Source organism: Nonomuraea sp. NPDC048882 (assembly GCF_040649755.1).
Classification (GTDB): Bacteria; Actinomycetota; Actinomycetes; order Streptosporangiales; family Streptosporangiaceae; genus Nonomuraea; species Nonomuraea maheshkhaliensis.
Window position 1 is genome coordinate 134,204 of sequence record NZ_JBEZGB010000018.1, and the last position, 20,024, is coordinate 154,227.

Consider the following 20,024-nt stretch of genomic DNA (forward strand, 5'->3'; position numbering starts at 1 on the left):
TAACGCTGCCCTGGGGCCGTCAGGAGGCGGGCGCCTCCGGTGACACCGCGCCCGCCGTCACGTCTTCCCCGCGCTTCTCGTCGGCGTACACCATCAGGGTCGAGCCGCCCAGGGCGAGCACGATGCCGACGGCCCCGTAGACCGACGGCAGCGTCTGGTAGACCGCCAGCGACAGCACGATCGTCAGGACGGGAGCGAGCGCGTTGGTGATGGGCGCCACCACCGCGGCCTTGCCCCGGCTGAGCGCCATCACCAGGAACAGCGCCCCGGCCGCGTTGAGCACCTGGGTCACCGCGGTCAGCGCGGGCGCCTGCCAGGGAGCCCCGCTGGGCAGCCCGCCCATCATCAGCACCGCCACCGGGATCAGCAGCAGCCCGCTGATCGTCATCCAGCCGAAGGTGGTGGCGTCGTTGACGCCGAGCAGGGCGGCCTTGCGCATGAAGAACGCCTGCGCACCCCAGGCCACGCAGATCAGGACGGCCAGCAGCAGCCAGGGCCCGGTCGTGTTCGAGTCGTCGCTGCTGCCGGGGATGCTGAACAGGACGATCGCGGCCAGCGCGGCGACCGCGCCGACGACGGCGAGCCGCTGGATCCGCTCGCGGAGCAGGGCGATGGCCATGAGCACGGTGATCACCGGCGACAGGGACACGATCGGGAAGATCAGGTACGCGGGGCCGTTGGACAGTGCCTGGAACAGCAGGAGCTGCCCGCCCGCGCCCGTGAGTCCCGCGATGAGCCCGTAGAGGGCGGCGACGGGCCGCCGGTCGAACCGGTTGCCGCGCATCGCGAAGTAGGCGGGGATCAGCATGGTGAACGCCCAGATGACGTACACCATCTCGTCGGGATAGCCGTACAGGCTGGTCGGGAGGCTGGAGAAGGCGCCCCACACGCCCCAGAAGACGACGAGCAGGGTCGCGTAGAGGATCCAGCTCCGCTTGAGATCGATCATTCGCCTTCTCCTTGTCCGGCGGTCAGCAGGTGGTCGAGCGCGACCCGGTCCAGGGGGGTGCCGGCGAGTTTCGCCGCGTAGAGCGCGGCTCCGACGACCGGTTCGTACAGCGGGCGGCGCAGCTCGTAACCGGCGTGCAGGGCTTTCAGCTCCCGGGTGAAGGCATCGAGCACCGCCTCGGCGCTGAACGTGCCGCCGGAGTAGGAGACCGGTACGGGCTCGCCGGGCTCGAAGCCGAGCCGTTCACGGGTGGTGTCCACCAGCAGCGCCAGCTCGCGCCCGGCCTCGGCCAGGATGGCGGCGGCGCACGCGTCGCCCAGCCCGGCCGCCTCGGCGACCCGCGGGCTGAGTGCCGCGATCTCCCCGCGGTCGCCGCGCCACCGGTTGAACACGACGTCGATCACGGTGAGGTCTGAGGTGAGGGAGAGGTGGCGGCGCAGGACCCCGGCGAGCGGACCTTCGGGCAGGCGTCCGTCGCTCATCCGGGTGAACGCGTTGAGGCCGCGGACCGCGATCCAGTACGCGGAGCCCTCGTCGCCGAACAGCTCTCCCCAGCCGCCGACCCGGACACCGCGGCCTGACCGCTCGCCGTAGGTCATGGACCCGGTGCCGCTGAGAACGTTGATGCCGTCCGCCGCCCCGAGGGAGCCGGCCCACCCGCACACCGTGTCGTTGTCGCAGGTGTAACGGTCGTGGCCGAGCACGGCGCGCGGGGCCGCGTCCAGGACGGGCAGGTCGCCGGGGGCCTCGCCGTAGCCCGGCAGGCCGAAGAAGGCGTACGCGATGCCGGCGGGTTCGATGCCCGCCTCCGCGCAGACCGCCTCGACGCCCTGCCTGAGGGCCCGCTCGACGATGCCGATGCCTTCGGAGGCCTGGGAGAAGTAGTAACTGCCGGCGGTCCGTGCCTGCCCCGCTATCCTCCCGTCCTGGTCGACCAGGCAGAAGGCGGTCTTGGTTCCGCCGCCGTCGACGCCGAGAAACATGCTGTCACCTCTGTCAGTGCTGCAACCGGTGCAGGGTGACGCCGTGCACCACGCGGTTGACCTCGCCGGAAGGGAACGGGTTGTCGGGCCGGATGCCACGGAGCACGGCGGCCTTGAGGCCGATGAGCTGGGCGCACAGGACGGCGGGCAGGGCCAGCGCCGCGTCCTCGACGTCCTCGGCGCCGAGGAGCGGCCAGCTTTCGCGGAGCGGCCGGCTTCCGTCCTCTGGCGCGCCGCCGACCGCGATCACACTGCCGGGCGGCATGGTGGCGCGGAGTTCGGTGAGGATGTCCTGGTCGTACCTGCGGGTGTACGGATCGTTCGACACGTACACGATCACGACCGTGCGCTCGTTCAGCACGGCCTTGGGGCCGTGACGGAATCCGAGGGCGGAGTCGGAGAGCGCGACGATCTGCCCGCCGGTGAGTTCGAGCGTCTTCAGCGCCGACTCCGCGGCCAGGCCGCGCAGGGGGCCGCTGCCCAGGTAGACGATCCGTTCGGGGTCGCGGGCCAGGAGCGCGTCGATGCCCTGGTCGAGGATGCCGTCCTCGATGATCCGCTCGGCCGTGCGGGCCAGCCGCACGGTGAGCCGGGCGTAGGCGGGGCCGCCGAGGGCGAGCAGGGCGGCGAGCGTCATGCCGGTGAAGCTCGAGGTCATCGCGAAGCCGCGGTCGTTGGAGTCGGGCGGCATCAGCAGCACGTACGAGCCGGTCCTGCCCGAGTGCTCCTGGGCCAGCCGCCCCTTCGCGTTGCAGGTGATCACCAGGTGGCGCACGTCCGACAGGCACTGCTCGGCGAGTTCGGTGGCCGCGATGCTCTCCGGGCTGTCCCCGGAGCGGGCGAAGGAGACCAGCAGGGTGGGGAGGTCCTCGGCGAAGCAGCCGCGCGGGTCGGCCACGATGTCCGTGGTGTGCACGGCGTCGACCCGCCGCCCGAGCCGCCGCGTGAGCGTGGTGGCGAGCACCTGCCCGGCGAAGCCCGACGTGCCGGCGCCGGTGAGCACCACGCGGGCCGCGGCCGGCCGCAGGAAGGCGTCGAGCTCGGGCCGGGAGGCGGCGACGATGCCGTCGACCTCCCGCCAGACGCGGGGCTGCTGGGCGATCTCACGGACGGTGTCGTCGGCGCCGGTCGCGTGAGCCAGGCTGCCGAGAAGGCCGGTCACAGGAACTCCCTTGAGGTGGGGCGGTCGATCAGTGGCCGCGTTTCCCAGCTGACCACTAGCTGGAAGAGTACTGGCCAGGATTATGGCCGTCAATGGTCGTAAACTGGTATGCTTCTGGTATGCCTCCCTCTTTTCCGCAAGGTCTGCTGAGTGACGACGCCTTGCCGCGCTACGTCCAGATCGCCTCCCAGCTCTGGAGCGACATCACGGCCCGTGGCGCCAAGCCGGGAGACCGGCTGCCCTCCGAGCGGAGTCTGGCCACGCGCTACGCGGTGTCGCGGGACACGCTGCGCGCCGCGCTGAACGAGCTGGCGAGCCGGGGCCTGCTGGAGTCCGCCGCCGCCCGCGGGTGGTTCGTCACCGGGGCCGAGCAGGCCCCCACCCCTGCAGGCGGCCACACCGTGGAAGGCTTCGCCGACTACGCGCTGAAGCACGGCCTGGCGACCCGCAGCCGAGTGCTGGAGTCGGGCGCCAGGCCGGCGACCGTGAACGAGGCCGAGACCCTGCGGATCGGCCCCGGCGCCGCGCTGTTCGAGATGCGCCGCCTGCGCTTCCTGGACGGCCTCGTCGTCGTGCTGGAGCACAACCGGGTGCCGCTGGCGCTCTGTCCCGCGCTGGCCGGCACCGACTTCACCGCCGCCTCCCTGTACGCGACCCTGCGCGGCGCCGACCCGGCGCAGTTCCCCCGGGTCGCGGACTACTCGGTGGAGGCACGGCAGCCCCGGGCCCACGAGCGCGACCTGCTGGAGATCGACGACGGCACCCCCGTGCTGGTCGCCGAGCAGCTCACCTTCAACCAGGACGGCCGGCCGCTCGAACTGACGATCCAGGTCTACCGGGGGGACCGCTACCGCTTCCGCGCCTCCATCACCGACTGAGCGGCCGCGTACGACTCCCGGCCGACCCCGTTCGCCGGCCGTCGCGTCAAAGGTCGAGCGATCGGCCGAGCTCGGCCAGGTAGCGGGCCAGCGCCACCCGGTTGGCGAAGTACGCGCGCAGCTCGTCGTCCGGCTCGTCGGTGAGTCTGTCGACGGGGATCGCCGTCCACAGACTGCGCAGGACCAGCGCGGCGGCGAACCCGTCGTGCTTCATCACGCTGCCGTAGCCGTCGATGACGGCCTCCTGCACGGCGGGCAGGTCCGCGGCCGGCAGCAGGCCGTCGTGGACCCGCCCGATGAGCAGCTGGCCGAGGTCGAATCCGATGGCGCTCGGCGAGTTCCAGCTCCAGTCCACGGCGACGAACTCCGCCGAGCCGTCGGCGGGCACGAGCAGGTTCTGCGGGCTCGCGTCGCCGTGGACGCCGGTGTGCGGGAGCCGTTCCAGGGCCTCCAGGATCGTGGGGATCCGGCCTGCCAGGAAGGCGATGTCCTCTCTGAGCCTTTCGTCCGCGTACGGGGTGATGAGGGGGTGCCGCCAGACCTTCTCGTCCAACAGCGCCGGGATCATCAGCCGCGGGGGGACGTTCATGACGAACATCCGCAACGACGTGTCGGGGCCCTGCGCGGGACGCATGGCGGCCAGTTCGCCCAGCAGGCGGGCCGCGCGGTGGTAGCGGTCCAGGTCCCATGCGACCGGCGACTGCTCGACGTCCTCCAGCCACATGACCAGCCGGTCGTCGTCCAGCACGTCCAGCCTGCACAGGCGGGGCATGCGCAACCCGTCGGGCAGCGGCTCGGCGGCCAGGTACGCGTCGGCGTCCGCGCGCCAGGGAAACAACTCGCCCATCAGCGGACGCATGGCCTCCGGAAACTCGGCGAGCCCCTCCCACACGCGCAACGACCGTACGGACTTCACGAAGAACGACCAGCTCGCCCCGGACGTCGTGGTGCCGATGACGCGGTGCAGGCCGGCGGTGGACAGCGCGTACGAGGGACAGTCGACCGGCTCGACGCGTTGTTCGGCGATCTCGGCGGAGGGGTCATCCAGAGCCTGTCTGACCAGGTCGGTGAGGTCGTTGTGCATGGCACCAGCATGGCGACGCCGAATCTCCCTCGCTTGAGCCACCCTTACTCAAATATCCTCGCGGCATGTCGAGCACCTGGCCCTTCTCGGGACGCGGTGAGCAACTCGCGCGGCTCAGGTCCTCGCCGGCGGGTGCGGTGGTGCTCGGGCCCGCGGGAGCGGGCAAGACCAGGCTGGTGGCCGAGGCCGTACGCGACGGGCGGAACGTCGCCTGGGTCAGGGCCACGACGGCGGCGGCCGAGCTGCCGCTCGGCGCGTTCGCGCACCTGCTCCCCGCCTCGCCGCCCTCGGCCAACCTGCTCAGATGGGCGTCGGAGTCGATCACCGCCGACGTGCTCGTGGTGGACGACGCGCACGCGCTCGACCCGGCCTCCGCCGCGCTGGTGCACTTCCTCGCCGCGCAGCGGGCGGTGCGGCTCTTCGTCACGGTACGCAGCGGCGAACAGCCGCCCGACGCCGTCGTGGCCCTGTGGAAGGACGACCTGCTGCCGCGCCTGACCCTGGAGGCGCTGACCCGCGAGGAGACGGCGGAGGTCCTGGCCGGAGCCCTGGACGGCAGGGTGGAGTCCGGCTCGCTCACCCGGCTGTGGCGGCTCACCCGGGGGAACCCGCTCTACCTTCGCGAGCTCGTGCTGTCCGGGGTGTTGCGGGACGTGGGCGGGCTGTGGCTCTGGCACGGTCCGCTCCTGATGAGCACGACCATGCGGGAGACCATCGCCGCCAGGATCGGCGACCTCGACCCGGAGGAACGTTCCGCGCTGGAACACCTGGCCCTCGGCGAGCCGCTCGGGGCCGACCTGCTGGCCTCGCTGACCTCGCCCGCCGCCGTCCAGGGGCTGGAGGAGCGTCAGCTCGTGACCGTCCAGGCCGACGAGCGCAGGCTCGCGGTACGGCTCGCGCACCCCCTCTACGGCGAGGTCATCCGGGCGTCGTGCGGAACCCTGCGTACCAGGACGATCCTGCACACCCTGGCCGACGCCGTGTCCTCCGCCGGGCTGCGCAGGCGTGACGACATGCTCCGCGTGGCGGTGTGGCGGCTCGACGCGGGCGACCGCGCGGACCCGTCCCTGCTGCTGCGCGCCTGCGGCCACGCCCGTGCGGTGCGCGACCTGCCGCTGGCCGAGCGGCTGGCCAGGGCCGCCGGCGACTCGGGTGAGGCGTGGCTGGCGCTGGCCAGCATCCTTTACCTGCTCGACCGCTACACCGAGGCCGCGGAGTGCTACGCCCGCGCCTGGTCGGCGCCGCTGAGCCCGACGCACCGGATGGAATGCGCGGCGATGAGCACGCTCAACCTCGTGTGGGGGCTCGGACGCCACGACACCTCACTGCTCGGCGAGGCCATGGCGCGCACGTCCGACCCCGGCGAACGCCAGATCCTGCGCTGCTTCACCGCTTCCATCGGGATCTATACCGGCGACCTCCGCACAGCTCTGGCAGAAGTGGCCTCGGCCCACCGGTCGCCCGAGCCGCTCGGCAACGCCGCCAGGGGGTCGGTGCTCATCACGGAGGCCCCGCTGCGGACGGCCACCGGAGAGACCGCCAGGGCGCTGGAATGCGTCGCCGAGCTCATGACCCTCCTGGAAGAGGAGCCGCAGGCCAAGCCCAGCATCACCGGCATCGTCATCGACAACGGCGCGATGGCCGCGGCGATGTCAGGGGATCTCGACCACGCCGACAGGCTCGCCGCGATGCTGGCCAGCGGGGAGGAGTACGTCGGGTCGTGGAACCGGGTGAGCCTGCAGGCGTGCGTGCGCAGGGCTCAGCTGCTGCGGCTGCGCGGACGGCTGTCCGACGCCTTGGTCACGGGGGCCGAGGCGCTGGTCCGGCTGCCCGGCGTACCGACGATCTACGCGGGACCGTGCCTGGGCGAGATCGCGTACGCCCACGCCCTGCGCGGCGACGCCGATGCCGCCGAATCCGTGCTCGCGCGCGCCACCGGCCTGGCGCTGTCCCTGGGACCGCTGACCGATCTGCCGCTGGAGTCCGCCAGGATCTGGACTCTGGCGGCGCGGGGCGACGTTCAGGGGGCGATCGAGCGGGCGCTGGCGGTCGCGGAGTCGCCGTACCTGATGTTCACGCTCTTCGCGCTCCACGACGTCGTCCGGCTCGGCCGTCCCGGTCTGGTCGCGGACCGGCTGGCCGCGCTGCCCGTGGACGGCGTGCTCGCGCCGCTGTTCGCCCGGCACGCGGCCGCCCGCACGGCGGGCGAGCTCCTGGCCGTCTCGGAGTCGTTCGCCCGGCTCGGCTTCCTCCTCTACGCCGCCGAGTCGGCCGCCCAGGCCGCCGCCCGTTTCGTGGAGTCGGGCGAGCCACGCAGGGCCACCGGTGCCGAGACCCGGGCCTGGACGCTCACGCGGCGCTGCCAGGGCGCCCGCACCCCCGCCCTGGTCGGCCTCTCCCTGCCAGGCCTCACGCCGCGTCAACGGGAGATCGCCACCCTCGCCGCCCAGGGCCTGACCAACCGCGAGATAGCCTCGCGCCTCGTGCTGTCCGTACGCACGGTCGCCAACACCCTCTACGCCGTCTATGAGAAGACCGGCACTCCTGACAGGAAGGCCCTCGCCGAGGTGCTGGAGTACCTGTAACCGTTTGAGTACCCCATGCGCATGCCTACCGGAGGCCGCCGACGGACAGTCCCCCGCGCCAGTGCCGCTGCAGGGTGAAGAAGGCGATGACGAGGGGGATGACCGACACGAGCGCGCCCAGGATGATGAGGCTCCACAGGGACGTGCTGCCCGCGTTGTTCGCCGACGCGATGCCCTGCCAGAGGCCGAGTCCGACGGTGACGGGGAAGAGGCGGTTGTCGGAGAGCATGGCGAGGGGCAGGAAATAGTTGTTCCAGGATGCCACGGCGGACAGCAGCAGCACCGTGACGATCGCGGGCCGCATTAGGGGAAAGGCGACCTGGAGAAACGTCCGTATTTCACCCGCGCCGTCGGCCCGCGCCGCGTCCAGGATTTCGTCGGGGACCGCGTCGCGCGCGTAGACGTGCATGAGATAGACGCCGAACGGGTTGAGCAGTGAGGGGAGGATCACCGCCCACACCGTGTTGGTCAGGCCGAACGCGGAGAACATCATGAAGGTGGGGATCACCAGGGCCGTCGCGGGCACCATGAGCGCGCCGAGCACGAGTGCGAAGCTGAAGCGTCTGGCGGCGAATCGGTATTTGGCGAATCCGTAGCCGGCCATGACGGAAAGGATCGTGGCGCCGACCCCGCCCGCGACCGCGTACAGCGTGGAGTTGAGAATCCATCGGCCGTAGATGCCGTTGTCGTAGCTGAACAACTGTCCAAGGTTGCCGAGATAGTCGATCCGGTCGGCGAACCACAGGGTGTTGCCGCCGCCGAACAGACCGGGGGCGTCTTTGGAGCTGTTCACGATGACCCACCAGAACGGCGCCAGGAAATAGACGACGAGAAAGCCGAGCAGTACCTGCAGCGGAAGGTGGCGTTGCGGGCGGCGGCGGGCCGTGGCGCGGGAGCGGGCGCTCGTCACAGGAAGCTCCTCCGTTTGCGGGTGATGAACAGGAAGGCGTAGACGCCGACGAAGACGATCCCGCCGAGGGCGAAGGAGATCGCGGAGCCGTAGTTGAAGTTCGCGAGGGCGAAGGCCTGCTGGTAGGCGTACATGTTCGGGGTGAAGTCCGGGCCGATGGTGCCGGCCGCGAGGGAGCGCAGGATCTGCGGTTCGTTGAAGAACTGCAGGGTCCCGATGAGTGCGAAGACCAGGATCAGGAGCAGCGCGGGGAGGATCAGCGGGATTTTGATCCGGAGCGCGATCTGCCATTTGCCGGCGCCGTCCATGCGGGCGGCTTCGTAGAGCGCCGGGTCGATGCCCTGGAGCGCCGCGTACAGGATGATCATGTAGTAGCCGGCCCATTGCCAGGTGACGACGTTGACCAGGCCGTAGAAGATCAGATTGCCGCTGAGAAAGTCGGGTGGGGTGGCGCCGAACATCCCGAAGATGCCGGAGAGCGGCCCGAAGCTCTTGCTGTAGAGAAAGCCCCACATGACGGCCCCGATGACCGTGGGAATCGCGTAAGGAAGGAAGATCATGAGTCGGGAGAAGCGGGTGAACAGCGAGGTCACGCCGTCCAGGATCAGGGCCATCGCGAGCGCGACGATGATCTGCAGGGGAATGGAGACCAGGGAGAAACGAATGACGAACCACGAACCGGACAGGAAACTCGGGTCGGTGAACGCCTTCACGTAGTTGTCGAGGAAGACGAAGCTGGTGCCGCCGATCAGCTTCTTCTGGAAAAGACTGAGATACAGCGCGTACGCGAGCGGCGCGATGAGCAGCGCCAGAAAGACGATCCCGAACGGCCCGACGAAGAGCCATCCCATCAGATGCTCACGAAGGCGCACCTTGCCGCGGACTTTGGGGGTCTTCTCCTGGGCGCGTGGCGCGCTGTTCTCTGTCAGGGTGGTCAACTTGGGCTCCGAGAGGTCGATGCTGGGGGACCGCGGGTGGGCCGGCCGGTCGAAGACGGCGCGGCCCCGCCCTTTCACGTCACTGAGCGGTGAAACCTTGCTCCTTGGCGTAGTTCGCCACGTCCTCCTGAAGCCGGTCGGCGGCCTGCGCGCCGGTGACGGAACCCTCGTTGAGCGCACTGACCTGCTTGGTCATGGCGTCGAAGTAGTACTGGCCGAACGGGCTGTAGGTGACGCCCTTGTAGGCGTTGGCCGCCGGGACGTAGACCTCCTTGTTGGCCTGCTGGCCGTCGAAGAAGGCCACCTTCAGGTTGACGAAGGCGGGGTCGTTGAGCGCCTTGAGGTTCAGCGGGAAGATGATCTGGTTGGTCCAGCCGTCCGTGAGCGACTCCTTGTCGGCGTAGAGGCCGTAGGCCGCCTTCGCCGCGAGTTCGGGGTTCTTGGCCTGGCTCGTCACGGAGAAGGCGGATCCGCCCCAGTTCACCTGCACCGGGTTGGCGGCATCCCACTGCGGGAGCGGCGCCACCGCGAACTTGCCGGTGTCCTCGCCCTTGCCGACACCGGCTCCGGTGAGGTAGCCGGGCGCCCAGGCCGCCGAGATGTACGTCGCGTACTTGCCGTTGATCACCCCGGAGATGTACTCGGGGGTGAACTGGTCCTGCGTCCCGACCAGGCCCTTCTTGGCGAGGCCCGCCCAGTAGTCGAGCACGTCCTTGGAGCCCTGGTCGTTCAGCTTGATGCCGATGGTGCTCGGCCGCGCCGGGTCGTAGGCGAACGGAGCGGCGCCCTTCTGGATCTGCAGCGCCATCGTGAGAGCCGACACGTTCGCGGCGAAGTCGCCGAACTGCGGGCCGCCCGCGTCCTTCATCTTCTGCGCCGCCTGCTCGTACTCGGCCCACGTCTTGGGCGGCGTGATGTCGTACTTCTCGAAGAGGTCCTTGCGGTAGATCATCGCCATCGGCCCGCCGTCGACGGGCACGCCGTAGACCGCGTCGCCGACCGAGACGTCCTTCCACGCGCCGTCGCCGTAGTCGGCCTTGACCCGGTCGAAGCCGTACTGCTTGATGTCGACGAGCGACTTCTGGATCTGGAAGGTCGGGATCCGGTCCATCTCGATCATGATGACGTCGGGCGCGCCGGTGCCCGCCGAGATGGCCGTCTGGAACTTGTCGTACTCGTCGCTGCCCTGGCCGACGTTGGTCCAGCAGACCTGCACCTCGCTGTTCTGCTTGTTGAAGTTGTCGACGACGAGCTGCATGTTGGGGTACCAGCCCCACATCGTCACGGCCGGCAGGTCCTTCTTGGGGATCGTGTTCGTGCAGTTGCTCGCGCCGCTTCCGCTCGCGGCGGTGCTCGCACCGCCTTGCTCGCCGGGTGAGCAGGCGACGAGCGCGGTCGCGGTGACGATCAGGGCCGCCGTGGCGGGAAGTCTCTTCTTCATGGACGTGCTTCCTCTTCGGGATGGCGGCGCACGAAGGTTCGGTGGCGCCGCCGATGAGACGGGGCGACCGGCCGCGAGGGGGCGACCGGTCGCGACGGGGGCGGAGGACGGGGGTGGAGGACGGGGGTGGTGGTACGCGGCCCGCGTGCCTAGCGCCTGAACAGGCGCGGCGCCAGGTCGATGAGGTTCTTCTGCCACACGTCCCAGCCGTGCGGCCCGGGGGTCACTCCGTCGAACTCGTAGTGGATGCCCAGGCTGTCCAAAGTGCGCAGGGACGTCATGAAGGACGGGTACACGAAGTCGGTCTGGTCTCCGACGTACAGGCGCAGCAGCTTGGTCCCGGCGTTGATCGCCGCCGCGTCGACGCCGTCGCCGCTGCCGAACCCGGCCGAGAAGGCCGCGACGTAGGCGAACCGGCCCGGGTGCGCCTTGAGTACCCCGAACGTCTGCCCGCCACCCATCGACAGGCCGGCCAGGGCCTGCCGCGACGGATCACTCGAGACGTGGTAGCGGGCGCGGGCCGCCGGGACGATGTTCTCCAGCAACTCCCTGGTGAAGTCGGAGGTGTTGCCGTTGCCCATCACGACCACCATCGGCACCAGGTCGCCCTCCAGGAACTGGTGGTCCAGGATCTGCTTGGCCCGTCCCATCTCCACCCAGTCCGTGTAGCTCTGGCCGGCACCGTGCTGGAGGTAGAGGACGGGGTACGGCTCCGCGCGATCCGGGTCGTAGCCCGGTGGGGTCCACACCAGCGCGGTCCGTTCCGCGCCCGCCACGGTGCTCTGATAGGTCAGGCTCTCGACCTTTCCGCCCTGGCCTGCGGGGACGTCCGAGAGCAGGCGGGACCTCTCTCCAGAGACGAGGAAGGTGCTCCAGGTCGGCTCGGAGGTCACCTTCGTCGGGTTCGACACATCCTTGACCGAGGTCAGGTCGGCGATCAGCCGGTAGTAGTAGAACCACGGATCGAGCGGGCCCACCGTCACCCGCCACCGGTCGCCCGCACGGGACATCGGCACGCGCAGCCAGCTTCCGTTGGGAGCCCAGTTCGCCCATACCTTGACGCGCTGGGCGTCCGCGAAATCGGTCGTGGTCTCGAAGGTGACGAAACCGTCGCGCGTCACGAACGGCGTGGGAGTGGTGCCGGCCGGCGGCGGGGTGAACTCACCCTTCAGCCTCCCGTGACCGGCGCTCGGACCATGGTCGGAAACCCGGCGGAACAGCCGCGGCAGGAAGTCGATCAGGTTCTTCTGCCAGGCGTTCCAGTTCCCGCCGGCATCGGGGTTGACGCCGTCGAATTCGTACCTGACCCGGGCACGGTCCAGCGCCTTGGTCAGCCGGACGGTCGCGTTGTACGCGGGGTCCGTGACGTTCCCCGTGTACAGGCGCAGCAGCTTGGCGTGGCGGTCGATCTTGTTCGCCTCCGCCGGGCCGGCGGAGGACGGCGGGAGGCCCGAGAACGAGCCGGCGTAGGCGAACCGGCCCGGGCGGGTCAGCGCACGCAGCGCCCGCGCTCCGCCTTCGGCCACACCCGCGATCGCCTGGTGCCCGGGATCGCGCAGGACGCGGTAACGGTTCCCGACCGCCTTGCGGAGGTCCTCCTCCGGCCCGTCACCGTCGCTCATCACGACCACCATCGGCTCGATGGCCTCCTGAGCCGACAGGTTGTCGAGGATCTGCTTGGCACGGCCGAGGTCGAGCCAGTCGGTGGCTTTCGCACCGTCGCCTGACCGCAGGTACAGCACCGGGTACGCCTTCGGGCCCTGAGGCGCGTACCCCGGCGGCGTCCACACCAGGGCCGACCGCTGCCCATAGGTGAGGGTCTCGACCCTGCCGCCCTGGCCCTCAGGCACGTCCGCCAGCAGGCGTGCCGAGTCGCCCGCCACGAAGAACGTGCTCCAGGCGGGCTTGGACGCCACGCTGGTGCTGTTCGTCGGATCCTTGAGCACCTTGGTGTCGTCGCCCGTGACCTGGTAGGAGTACAGCCCCGGCTTGAGCGGGCCGAGGACGCCCGACCAGGCGTCGCCCCTGCGGGTGAGACCGAACTCCGCCCAGGCGAAGGAGGGGCCGAAATTCCCCGCGATGACGACCTGCGACACCTGGCCGACGGCGGCCTGGACGGAGGCGTTCGGGACGGTGAACGAGGCGTAGCCGTCCGCCGAGACACTCAGCCACGGCGTGTCCGCCACTGCGGGCAGCGGCGCGAACAACGGCGCGGACAACGGCGCGAACAACATCGCCGCGATCGCCATGGCTCCGGCGGCGAGCACCGCCGGCAGCCGGCGCACGCCCAGGGGTCGTGAGCTGCCATGATAAGGTAAAGAGGGCATGCGGAAACTCCCTTTGACGGCTGGCCTCGATTGATCCTCGACCGGCCAGCCTGATCCAGCGGTGGAAAGTTCGTGGGTGTGGTTTCCGCACCTCCGTCCGTCAAGGGGTCAGCGTGCTCACCTGACGTTCGTTGCAGCGAGCGTCAGGTGCGAGAGGACGTCACTTCTGTACGTGACGCCACGCTCACAGAGTCTTCGGTGCCGCGATGGACCCGCGCGTCATCAGGCGGGCCGGCAGCACGAACGGCCGGGCCGGCCGCGCCGCAGGCTCGTCGCCACCGGACTCGCCACGCCGGCCTCACCAGCCGTAATCGTTGTCGGTTACGTTTGCAGCGCCAACGTAAGCGATCACGATTACAGAAACAAGAGCTTTCCGGTCGGCCGTATCTCGAATAAGACACGTGTCAGATCAGGCGAGGCAGGCTGGGCAGTGCTCGGCCGGACGCCGCGGCGTCACCTGAACCTTCGAAACTTTTTCGGAACCCAATCCTCACACCCTTCTCGCTGGGCTGTCGGCGAGGCCGGCGCCCAAGTCAAGCCGTTGACAGGCAACATATGCGGCGCCTAGGGTCCTCGCAACGCCGAACAAGTTGCGAAAGCTTTCGGACCAGCTCAGGGCGAGGTGAGCGACCCGTGCTGCCCATGCGACCCCCGCCGGACGGTCAGGATGCGGGTGCGGGCGCGGGGCCGGTGGAGTCGCGCACGGTGAGGGTGGTGGCGAGCTGGAGGTGCTGGGAGGCGGGCTGGGTGCCGTCGGCCATGGCGAGGAGGGTTTCGACGGCCATGCGCCCCATCCCGGCGAGGGGCTGGCGGACGGACGTGAGGCGCGGGGTCGTCCATTCGGTTTGCGGGGTGTCGTCGAATCCGGTCACCGAGAGCTGATCCGGCACCGAGATGCGCAGGTCCTGGGCGGCGGCGAGGACGCCGACGGCGATCTCGTCGTTGCCCGCGATGATGGCGGTCGGCCAGGGGGTGCGGGTGAGCAGGTCGCGGGCGTGGCGGTGCCCGGCCTCGACGGAGAAGGCCTCGTGGCGGACGAGGGCCGGATCGGTGGGGATGCCGGCGGAGTGGAGAGCGGCTTGGTAGCCGTGGAAGCGTTCGAGCGAGGGCGCCGAGCCGAGCGGGCCGCCGATCCAGGCGATGGTGCGGTGGCCGTGTTTGATGACGTGTTCGGTGGCCGAGCGGCCACCCGCCCAGTTGGTGGAGCCGATGCTGACCAGGCGTGATTCGGTGGTGTCGATCGGGTCGATGGTGACGATGGGCATGGGCAGGTCTTCCGCGGCTTCCAGGATGGAGTCGGGGACGGCGACGGCCAGGGCGATGATGCCGGCCACGCCGGCGGCCTGCTGGTCGGTCAGCCAGGCGCGGGCGGCGGTGCGGCTGGTGCTGATCGGCTCGCCGGCGGGGAACTGGAGCAGGAGCTCGGCGCGGGCGGCGGTGGCGGCCAGCAGGATGCCCTGCAGAACCGTTCCCGCGTAGCGGGATTCCACGATGTCCAGCACGGTGAGCAGGGCCCGGTCCCTGGTCTGGGTGTGGCGTACCGCCGTGGCCTGGTAGCCGATCTCGGCCATCACGCCCAGCACGAGCTCCCGCGTCTTGGCCCCGACGTCGCTGCGCCCGTTCAGCACCTTGGACGCGGTCGTCGGCGACACCCCGGCCAGGCGCGCCACGTCCGCCAGTGTGGCTCGCTCTGAACGACCCCGTCGTCCCATCCCTGGACTCCCCTCTCCGAAACTATTTCGGAACCTACCACGAACCGCCTCGTGCCGTTGCTGCCAGGCATTCTTCCCGGACTCTCCGTTGACAGGGGACAGATCCGGCACTTAATGTCCTCGCAACACCGAATATGTTGCGAAATAATTTCGTAACCAGCGATGGACGAGAGGAGCAGCCCATGCGGCTCTCCCAGAAGCTCAGGCTCCTTTTCGCGGTACTCATGCCGGTCGTCGCCTTGGCCGCGTGCTCAGGCGGCGCCGGCACCACCGGCGGCACCACAGGCGGCGGTGCCGAACAGGTGAAGCTCACGGTCTGGAGCTGGGACGGCACGGTCGAGAAGGCCGTCGCCGGCTTCCAGGCCGCGAACCCGAACATCAAGGTCGAGGTCGTCAACGCGGGCTCCTCGTCGGACGAGTACAAGGCGCTCGACAACGCCATTCAGGCCGGTTCCGGGGTCCCTGACCTGGCCATGTTCGAGTACTTCGTCGTCCCCTACTTCGCCATTCCCGGCAAGCTCACCGACCTCGCCGAATTCGGCGTCGGGAACTTCAAGCAGGACTACGTACAGGCCGCCTGGAACGACGTGACCGTCAACGGCAAGGTCTACGCGCTGCCGTCCGACTACGGGCCGTCGGCCATGTTCTACAACACCGCCACGCTCAAGAAGGCCGGCATCGACAAGGCCCCGGCCACCTGGGACGAGTACTACGAGGCGGCCAAGAAGATCCGCGCGCTCGGGGGCGATCATTACATCGCCCAGGACACGGGAGACCTCTTCTTCCTGCTCTCGCTCATCTGGCAGGCCGGCGGTCACCCGTTCACGGTGGACGGCAACAAGGTGCGCATCGACTTCACCGACGAGGGCACGAGCAAGGCCGTCGCCTTCTGGCAGAAGATGCTCGACGAGGACCTGCTGAACACCAAGATCACCGGCTGGTCCGACGACTGGAACCGCGCGCTCAACGACGGCACCCTCGCCACCCAGACCATGGGCGGCTGGCTGACCTCGACGCTGCCCGAGCGGGCGCCGAAGGCCGCCGGCGACTTCAGGGTCGCCCCGATGCCGCAGTGGACGCGGGGAGCCAAGGTCGGAGCGGAGAACGGCGGCAGCTCCTTCGGCATCCCGGCCGCGGCCGAGCACAAGGAGGCGGCTTTCACGTTCCTCGAATACTTCACCCACGGCGGCGGTCTGTCGTCCCGGGTCGACGCGGGCGCCTTCGTGCCGAACACGTCGGTGCTGCAGAGCGAGGCGTTCAAGGGCAAGCCCAACGAGTACTTCGGCGGCCAGAAGGTCGGCACCGTGCTGGCCGAGGCGTCGGAGACCGTCGCGACCGGCTGGCAGTACCCGCCGTTCTTCGAATGGGCGCGCTCGATCTACGGCGACATCGCCTCGCCGTACTACACCACCGGGAAAGGCTCGCTCGCCCAGGTCCTCGAAGAGTGGAAACGGCGCTGTGTGCAGTACGGCAATGAGCAGGGCTTCGAGGTGTCCTGACGGGAACCGGGCAACGCGATGATCGGAAGGAACACGGATATGGAGCCGGCCCGTCGGTTCGACGCCACCGCTGCGGCCACGGCGTCACCGGGTGCGACAGAGCGTCCGGCGGGTGCTCGTAAGCGCCGTAAATCACAGATCGGATTACTGTTCATCGCTCCCTTCGGAGCGCTGTTCGCGATGGTGTTCATCGTGCCCATCGGATACGCCGCCTACCTCAGCTTCTTCCGGGAGCGGCTCATCGGGGGCAGCACGTTCGTCGGGCTGGACAACTACGCCAAGCTGCTGCAGGATCCCCAGTTCTGGGACGGGGTCGGACGCGTCTCCCGATTCACGCTCGTCCAGGTCCCGATCATGCTGGTTCTCGCCGTGGCGCTGGCTCTGGCGCTGGACTCCCTGCGGCTGCACGGCATCAAGTTCCTGCGGGTGACGATCTTCCTCCCCTACGCGGTGCCGGCGATCGTGTCGACTCTCATGTGGGGATTCCTGCTGGGCGTCAAATACGGCCTGTTCGGCAGCCTCAACAGCGCTCTGGGGACGGACGTCAATCCCTTCGCCCCCGACACGACGCTCATCTCCATCGGGTTGATGGTGACGTGGGCGTTCACCGGCTTCAACATGCTCATCTTCTACTCCGCGCTCAAAGCCGTTCCACGCGAGTTGTACGAGGCGGCCGCGATCGACGGGGCGAACGAATGGCGGATCGTCAGCGCGATCAAACTGCCGGCCCTGCGCGGATCCCTGGTCGTTACCGTCATCTTCTCCATCATCGGCACGTCCCAGATGTTCAACGAACCGCAGATCCTGCCCTCGATGGTAGCCAACAGCGGCGTCACCACCTTCTACACGCCCAACCTGTACGCGTACAACCTGGCTTTCACCGGATCCCAGCAGGGTTATGCGGCAGCACTCGCGCTCGTCATGGCGGCGATCACGATCGCCGTCGCCTACGCCGTCCAGATCAGGGGGTTGCGGAATGCCTCCCAGCGATAGCCGGCGCGGCCGCTCGCCGCACACGGTGGACAATCCCAGGAAGAGCACGACCCTCACCGTGATGACCGGTCTGTTCGCCCTTTACTGCCTGCTGCCGCTCGTCTGGCTGGTCATCAACGCGACGAAGACGCAGGCCGACTTCGTCTCCTCGTTCGGGCTCGCTCCCGGGCGTGAATTCGCCCTGTGGGACAACATCGTGCAGGTGTTCGCCTACCAGGACGGGATCTTCTTCCGGTGGCTGCTCAACACGATTCTCTATGTCGTCGTGGGTGCGACCGTGTCGACCTTTCTGGCCGCGCTCGGTGGCTACGCACTGGCGAAACTCGACTTCACCGGTAAGCGGGTGTTCCTGCTCGTCGTTCTCGGATCGATCTCGGTCCCCGGCATCGCCCTGGCGATCCCGCAGTTTCTGCTGTTCGCGCACGTCGGCATGACCAACACTCCGTGGGCGATTCTCATCCCGTCCTTCATCAACCCGTTCGGGCTGTATTTGATGTGGGTGTTCGCGGCCGAGGCCGTGCCGACCGGTCTGCTGGAAGCCGCGAAGATCGACGGGGCCGGGGAGTTCAGAACCTTCGTCCGAATCGCGCTTCCGCTGCTCGCGCCCGCGAGCGTGACGGTGCTGCTCTTCTCGTTCGTCTCGATCTGGAACAACTACTTCCTGCCGTTGATCATGCTCAAGGATTCCGCCTGGTATCCGCTGACCGTCGGCATCAACCAGTGGAACAAGCTGGGCTCCTCGGCCGGGAACGGCGCCCTCATCCAGAACCTCGTCATCACCTCCGCGCTGCTGACGATCGTTCCTTTGATCATCGCGTTTCTCGGCCTGCAACGGTTCTGGCAGTCGGGCCTGACCCTGGGCGCCGTCAAGGGATGAGCGACGCCGGCACCTCCATGAAATCCTCGGTGAAGAGAAATGAGACCATGACGACCGACGGCGCCCGCGCACCCCGGATCCTGATCGACGGTGAGCCCCGCGACGAAAGCCCGCTCCCGCACATCTGGAGCCGCTGCATCGGCGCGGGACGCGCGAACGAGGCACTGCGCGCGGATTGGCAACGGCAGTTCGCCGAGGCCGTCAAAACCCTGGGCATCGAGTACATCCGCTTTCACGGCGTCTTCCACGACGACATGTTCGTGTACCGGGAGAGCTACGGCGGCGGTTTCGGACCGGACGCGCCCCTTCCCTCGCCCGTGTACACCTTCGGTTACGTGGACAAGGTGTTCGACTTCCTGCTGGACCACGGTGTCCGGCCGTTCGTCGAGCTGGGCTTCATGCCGCGCGAGCTGGCGACGGAGACGGAGACCGTGTTCTGGTGGGGCGCGCACTGCAGCCCGCCCAAGGACATGGCGCGCTGGGTCGAGCTGGTCACGCGGACGGTCGAGCACTGGATCGACCGGTACGGCCTGGCCGAGGTGCGGGAGTGGCGGTTCGAGGTGTGGAACGAGCCGAACCTGGTCCCCCACTTCTGGACCGGGACGAAGACCGAGTATTTCCAGCTTTATGAGCAGACGGTGCGGGCGATCAAGGGGATCGATCCCGCGCTGCGCGTGGGCGGGCCCGCGACGAGCGTCTTCGTGCCCGACGACCGCTACCGGGGCGAGAGCGAGGACCGATCGGCGATGCGTGAGACGGCCGCCGCGACCGACGTCGACGCGCTCGACTGGCGCCCGGTGTGGATCGAGGAGTTCATCGACTGGTGCGCGGAGCGCGAACTTCCGATCGACTTCGTCTCGACCCACCTGTACCCCACCGACTTCGCCTTCGGCGCCGACGGCAAGGCGGTGCCGATCACCCGGTACGCCGACGCGACGTTCGACGACCTGACCCTCCTGCGCAAGCTCGTCAAGAACAGTCCGTATCCCGACGCGGAGATCCACGTCTCGGAGTGGTCGACGTCGCCGTCGTCCCGCGACTTCATCCATGACACGGTGTTCGCGGCCACCTACATCACGAGGGCGTACCTGAAGTGCGCCACGCTCGCCGATTCGATCTCCTACTGGACCTTCACCGACGTGTTCGAGGAGGGAGGCGCCGGGATCGGGCCGTTCCACGGCGGATTCGGCCTCGTGAACGAGGAGGGGATCCACAAGCCCACGTTCCACGCGTTCGCGATGCTGGGCCGGCTCGGCGACCGGCTGCTGCTGGCGGCGTCAGACGGGGTCGTGACCCGCGACAGCCGGACGTCGGCCGTGTCGGCGGTGTTCTACAACTATCCCGGCGACCTGGCCCTGCGCGGTCTCCCCGCGCAGAGCTCCTACCCCGCGACCCGCGCGCTGGCCGAAAGGGGACCGAGCCGGAGGATCCGCCACTCGATCGGCGGGCTGGAGCCGGGCGCCACGTTCCTCGTCGAGATCGTGGACTGGGAGCACGGCAACGCCGCCGAGGCCTGGCACCGGCTCGGGGCTCCGCTCAACCCGTCGCGGGCCGAGAGCGCGTACCTGCGCCAGGTCGCCGGCTCGCTGCTCAGGTTCGCGCTGACCGTGCCCGGCGACGGCGTGCTGCGCCTCGACGTCGAGCTCGCGCCCTGGGCGGTGATGTCGTTGCGGCAGTCGGCGTGAC

15 protein-coding genes are annotated in these 20,024 nt (G+C 69.1%); 6 read left to right on the forward strand and 9 right to left on the reverse strand.

The genetic code is table 11. The annotated features are described in order from the left end of the window. Window positions 1-19: 19 nt before the first annotated feature. From AB0C27_RS45010 to AB0C27_RS45020, 3 genes are read right to left on the reverse strand one after another with little or no spacing between them, the layout of a single operon-like run. Entirely contained in the window at window positions 20-949 is a 930-nt protein-coding gene (locus AB0C27_RS45010) for a DMT family transporter (protein WP_357858476.1), read from the reverse strand. Further along, on the reverse strand, window positions 946-1,932 hold the full coding sequence (locus AB0C27_RS45015) for a BadF/BadG/BcrA/BcrD ATPase family protein (RefSeq protein WP_357858479.1): 987 nt from the start codon (window positions 1,930-1,932) through the stop codon (window positions 946-948). Before AB0C27_RS45015 ends, AB0C27_RS45010 begins: the two co-directional genes overlap by 4 nt. A gap of 13 nt (window positions 1,933-1,945) precedes the next feature. Beyond that, window positions 1,946-3,094, reverse strand: a complete 1,149-nt coding sequence (locus tag AB0C27_RS45020; protein WP_357858482.1) for an SIS domain-containing protein — start codon at window positions 3,092-3,094, stop codon at window positions 1,946-1,948. Window positions 3,095-3,213: 119 nt separating this feature from the next. On the opposite strand from AB0C27_RS45020, the gene AB0C27_RS45025 reads away from it, so the two are divergent. After that, the gene (locus tag AB0C27_RS45025; RefSeq protein ID WP_357858485.1) at window positions 3,214-3,972 is read left to right on the forward strand and encodes a GntR family transcriptional regulator; all 759 of its coding nucleotides are present in this window, start codon (window positions 3,214-3,216) and stop codon (window positions 3,970-3,972) included. A gap of 46 nt (window positions 3,973-4,018) precedes the next feature. Here the strand turns inward: AB0C27_RS45025 and AB0C27_RS45030 are convergent, their stop codons facing one another. Continuing rightward, window positions 4,019-5,056, reverse strand: a complete 1,038-nt coding sequence (locus AB0C27_RS45030) for a hypothetical protein (RefSeq protein ID WP_357858488.1) — start codon at window positions 5,054-5,056, stop codon at window positions 4,019-4,021. Between the two features lie 65 nt (window positions 5,057-5,121). On the opposite strand from AB0C27_RS45030, the gene AB0C27_RS45035 reads away from it, so the two are divergent. Further along, window positions 5,122-7,641, forward strand: a complete 2,520-nt coding sequence (locus AB0C27_RS45035; protein WP_357858491.1) for a LuxR C-terminal-related transcriptional regulator — start codon at window positions 5,122-5,124, stop codon at window positions 7,639-7,641. A gap of 25 nt (window positions 7,642-7,666) precedes the next feature. Here AB0C27_RS45035 and AB0C27_RS45040 read toward each other — a convergent pair whose 3' ends face one another. The 5 genes from AB0C27_RS45040 to AB0C27_RS45060 all read right to left on the reverse strand — a co-directional run bounded on the left by AB0C27_RS45040 (window position 7,667) and on the right by AB0C27_RS45060 (window position 14,927). Beyond that, the gene (locus tag AB0C27_RS45040; protein ID WP_357858494.1) at window positions 7,667-8,551 is read right to left on the reverse strand and encodes a carbohydrate ABC transporter permease; all 885 of its coding nucleotides are present in this window, start codon (window positions 8,549-8,551) and stop codon (window positions 7,667-7,669) included. Further along, window positions 8,548-9,489, reverse strand: coding sequence for a sugar ABC transporter permease (locus AB0C27_RS45045; protein WP_357858497.1), 942 nt, complete (start codon window positions 9,487-9,489; stop codon window positions 8,548-8,550). The genes AB0C27_RS45040 and AB0C27_RS45045 overlap by 4 nt, the downstream gene beginning before the upstream one ends. 79 nt (window positions 9,490-9,568) lie before the next feature. After that, entirely contained in the window at window positions 9,569-10,930 is a 1,362-nt protein-coding gene (locus AB0C27_RS45050) for an extracellular solute-binding protein (protein ID WP_357858500.1), read from the reverse strand. A gap of 149 nt (window positions 10,931-11,079) precedes the next feature. Continuing rightward, the gene (locus AB0C27_RS45055) at window positions 11,080-13,257 is read right to left on the reverse strand and encodes an alpha/beta hydrolase-fold protein (protein WP_357858503.1); all 2,178 of its coding nucleotides are present in this window, start codon (window positions 13,255-13,257) and stop codon (window positions 11,080-11,082) included. A gap of 662 nt (window positions 13,258-13,919) precedes the next feature. Further along, window positions 13,920-14,927, reverse strand: a complete 1,008-nt coding sequence (locus AB0C27_RS45060) for a LacI family DNA-binding transcriptional regulator (protein WP_357858507.1) — start codon at window positions 14,925-14,927, stop codon at window positions 13,920-13,922. 224 nt (window positions 14,928-15,151) lie between these two features. Here AB0C27_RS45060 and AB0C27_RS45065 point away from each other — a divergent pair, with 224 nt between their 5' ends. The 4 genes from AB0C27_RS45065 to AB0C27_RS45080 all read left to right on the forward strand — a co-directional run bounded on the left by AB0C27_RS45065 (window position 15,152) and on the right by AB0C27_RS45080 (window position 20,023). Beyond that, entirely contained in the window at window positions 15,152-16,468 is a 1,317-nt protein-coding gene (locus tag AB0C27_RS45065) for a sugar ABC transporter substrate-binding protein (protein WP_357858510.1), read from the forward strand. A 192-nt stretch (window positions 16,469-16,660) separates the two neighbouring features. Further along, the gene (locus tag AB0C27_RS45070) at window positions 16,661-17,461 is read left to right on the forward strand and encodes a sugar ABC transporter permease (RefSeq protein WP_357858513.1); all 801 of its coding nucleotides are present in this window, start codon (window positions 16,661-16,663) and stop codon (window positions 17,459-17,461) included. Further along, the gene (locus tag AB0C27_RS45075; RefSeq protein ID WP_357858516.1) at window positions 17,445-18,338 is read left to right on the forward strand and encodes a carbohydrate ABC transporter permease; all 894 of its coding nucleotides are present in this window, start codon (window positions 17,445-17,447) and stop codon (window positions 18,336-18,338) included. The genes AB0C27_RS45070 and AB0C27_RS45075 overlap by 17 nt, the downstream gene beginning before the upstream one ends. A 47-nt stretch (window positions 18,339-18,385) precedes the next feature. Continuing rightward, on the forward strand, window positions 18,386-20,023 hold the full coding sequence (locus tag AB0C27_RS45080; protein WP_357858519.1) for a beta-xylosidase: 1,638 nt from the start codon (window positions 18,386-18,388) through the stop codon (window positions 20,021-20,023). The last annotated feature ends 1 nt before the right edge of the window (window position 20,024 follow it).

Bases quoted from the DNA above. Each gene is read 5' to 3' on its own strand.
- AB0C27_RS45010 (WP_357858476.1), bottom strand. From the start codon at position 949: ATGATCGATCTCAAGCGGAGCTGGATCCTCTACGCGACCCTGCTCGTC.
- AB0C27_RS45015 (WP_357858479.1), bottom strand. From the start codon at position 1,932: ATGTTTCTCGGCGTCGACGGCGGCGGAACCAAGACCGCCTTCTGCCTG.
- AB0C27_RS45025 (WP_357858485.1), top strand. From the start codon at position 3,214: ATGCCTCCCTCTTTTCCGCAAGGTCTGCTGAGTGACGACGCCTTGCCG.
- AB0C27_RS45030 (WP_357858488.1), bottom strand. From the start codon at position 5,056: ATGCACAACGACCTCACCGACCTGGTCAGACAGGCTCTGGATGACCCC.
- AB0C27_RS45035 (WP_357858491.1), top strand. From the start codon at position 5,122: ATGTCGAGCACCTGGCCCTTCTCGGGACGCGGTGAGCAACTCGCGCGG.
- AB0C27_RS45050 (WP_357858500.1), bottom strand. From the start codon at position 10,930: ATGAAGAAGAGACTTCCCGCCACGGCGGCCCTGATCGTCACCGCGACC.
- AB0C27_RS45055 (WP_357858503.1), bottom strand. From the start codon at position 13,257: ATGCCCTCTTTACCTTATCATGGCAGCTCACGACCCCTGGGCGTGCGC.
- AB0C27_RS45065 (WP_357858510.1), top strand. From the start codon at position 15,152: ATGCGGCTCTCCCAGAAGCTCAGGCTCCTTTTCGCGGTACTCATGCCG.
- AB0C27_RS45075 (WP_357858516.1), top strand. From the start codon at position 17,445: ATGCCTCCCAGCGATAGCCGGCGCGGCCGCTCGCCGCACACGGTGGAC.
- AB0C27_RS45080 (WP_357858519.1), top strand. From the start codon at position 18,386: ATGACGACCGACGGCGCCCGCGCACCCCGGATCCTGATCGACGGTGAG.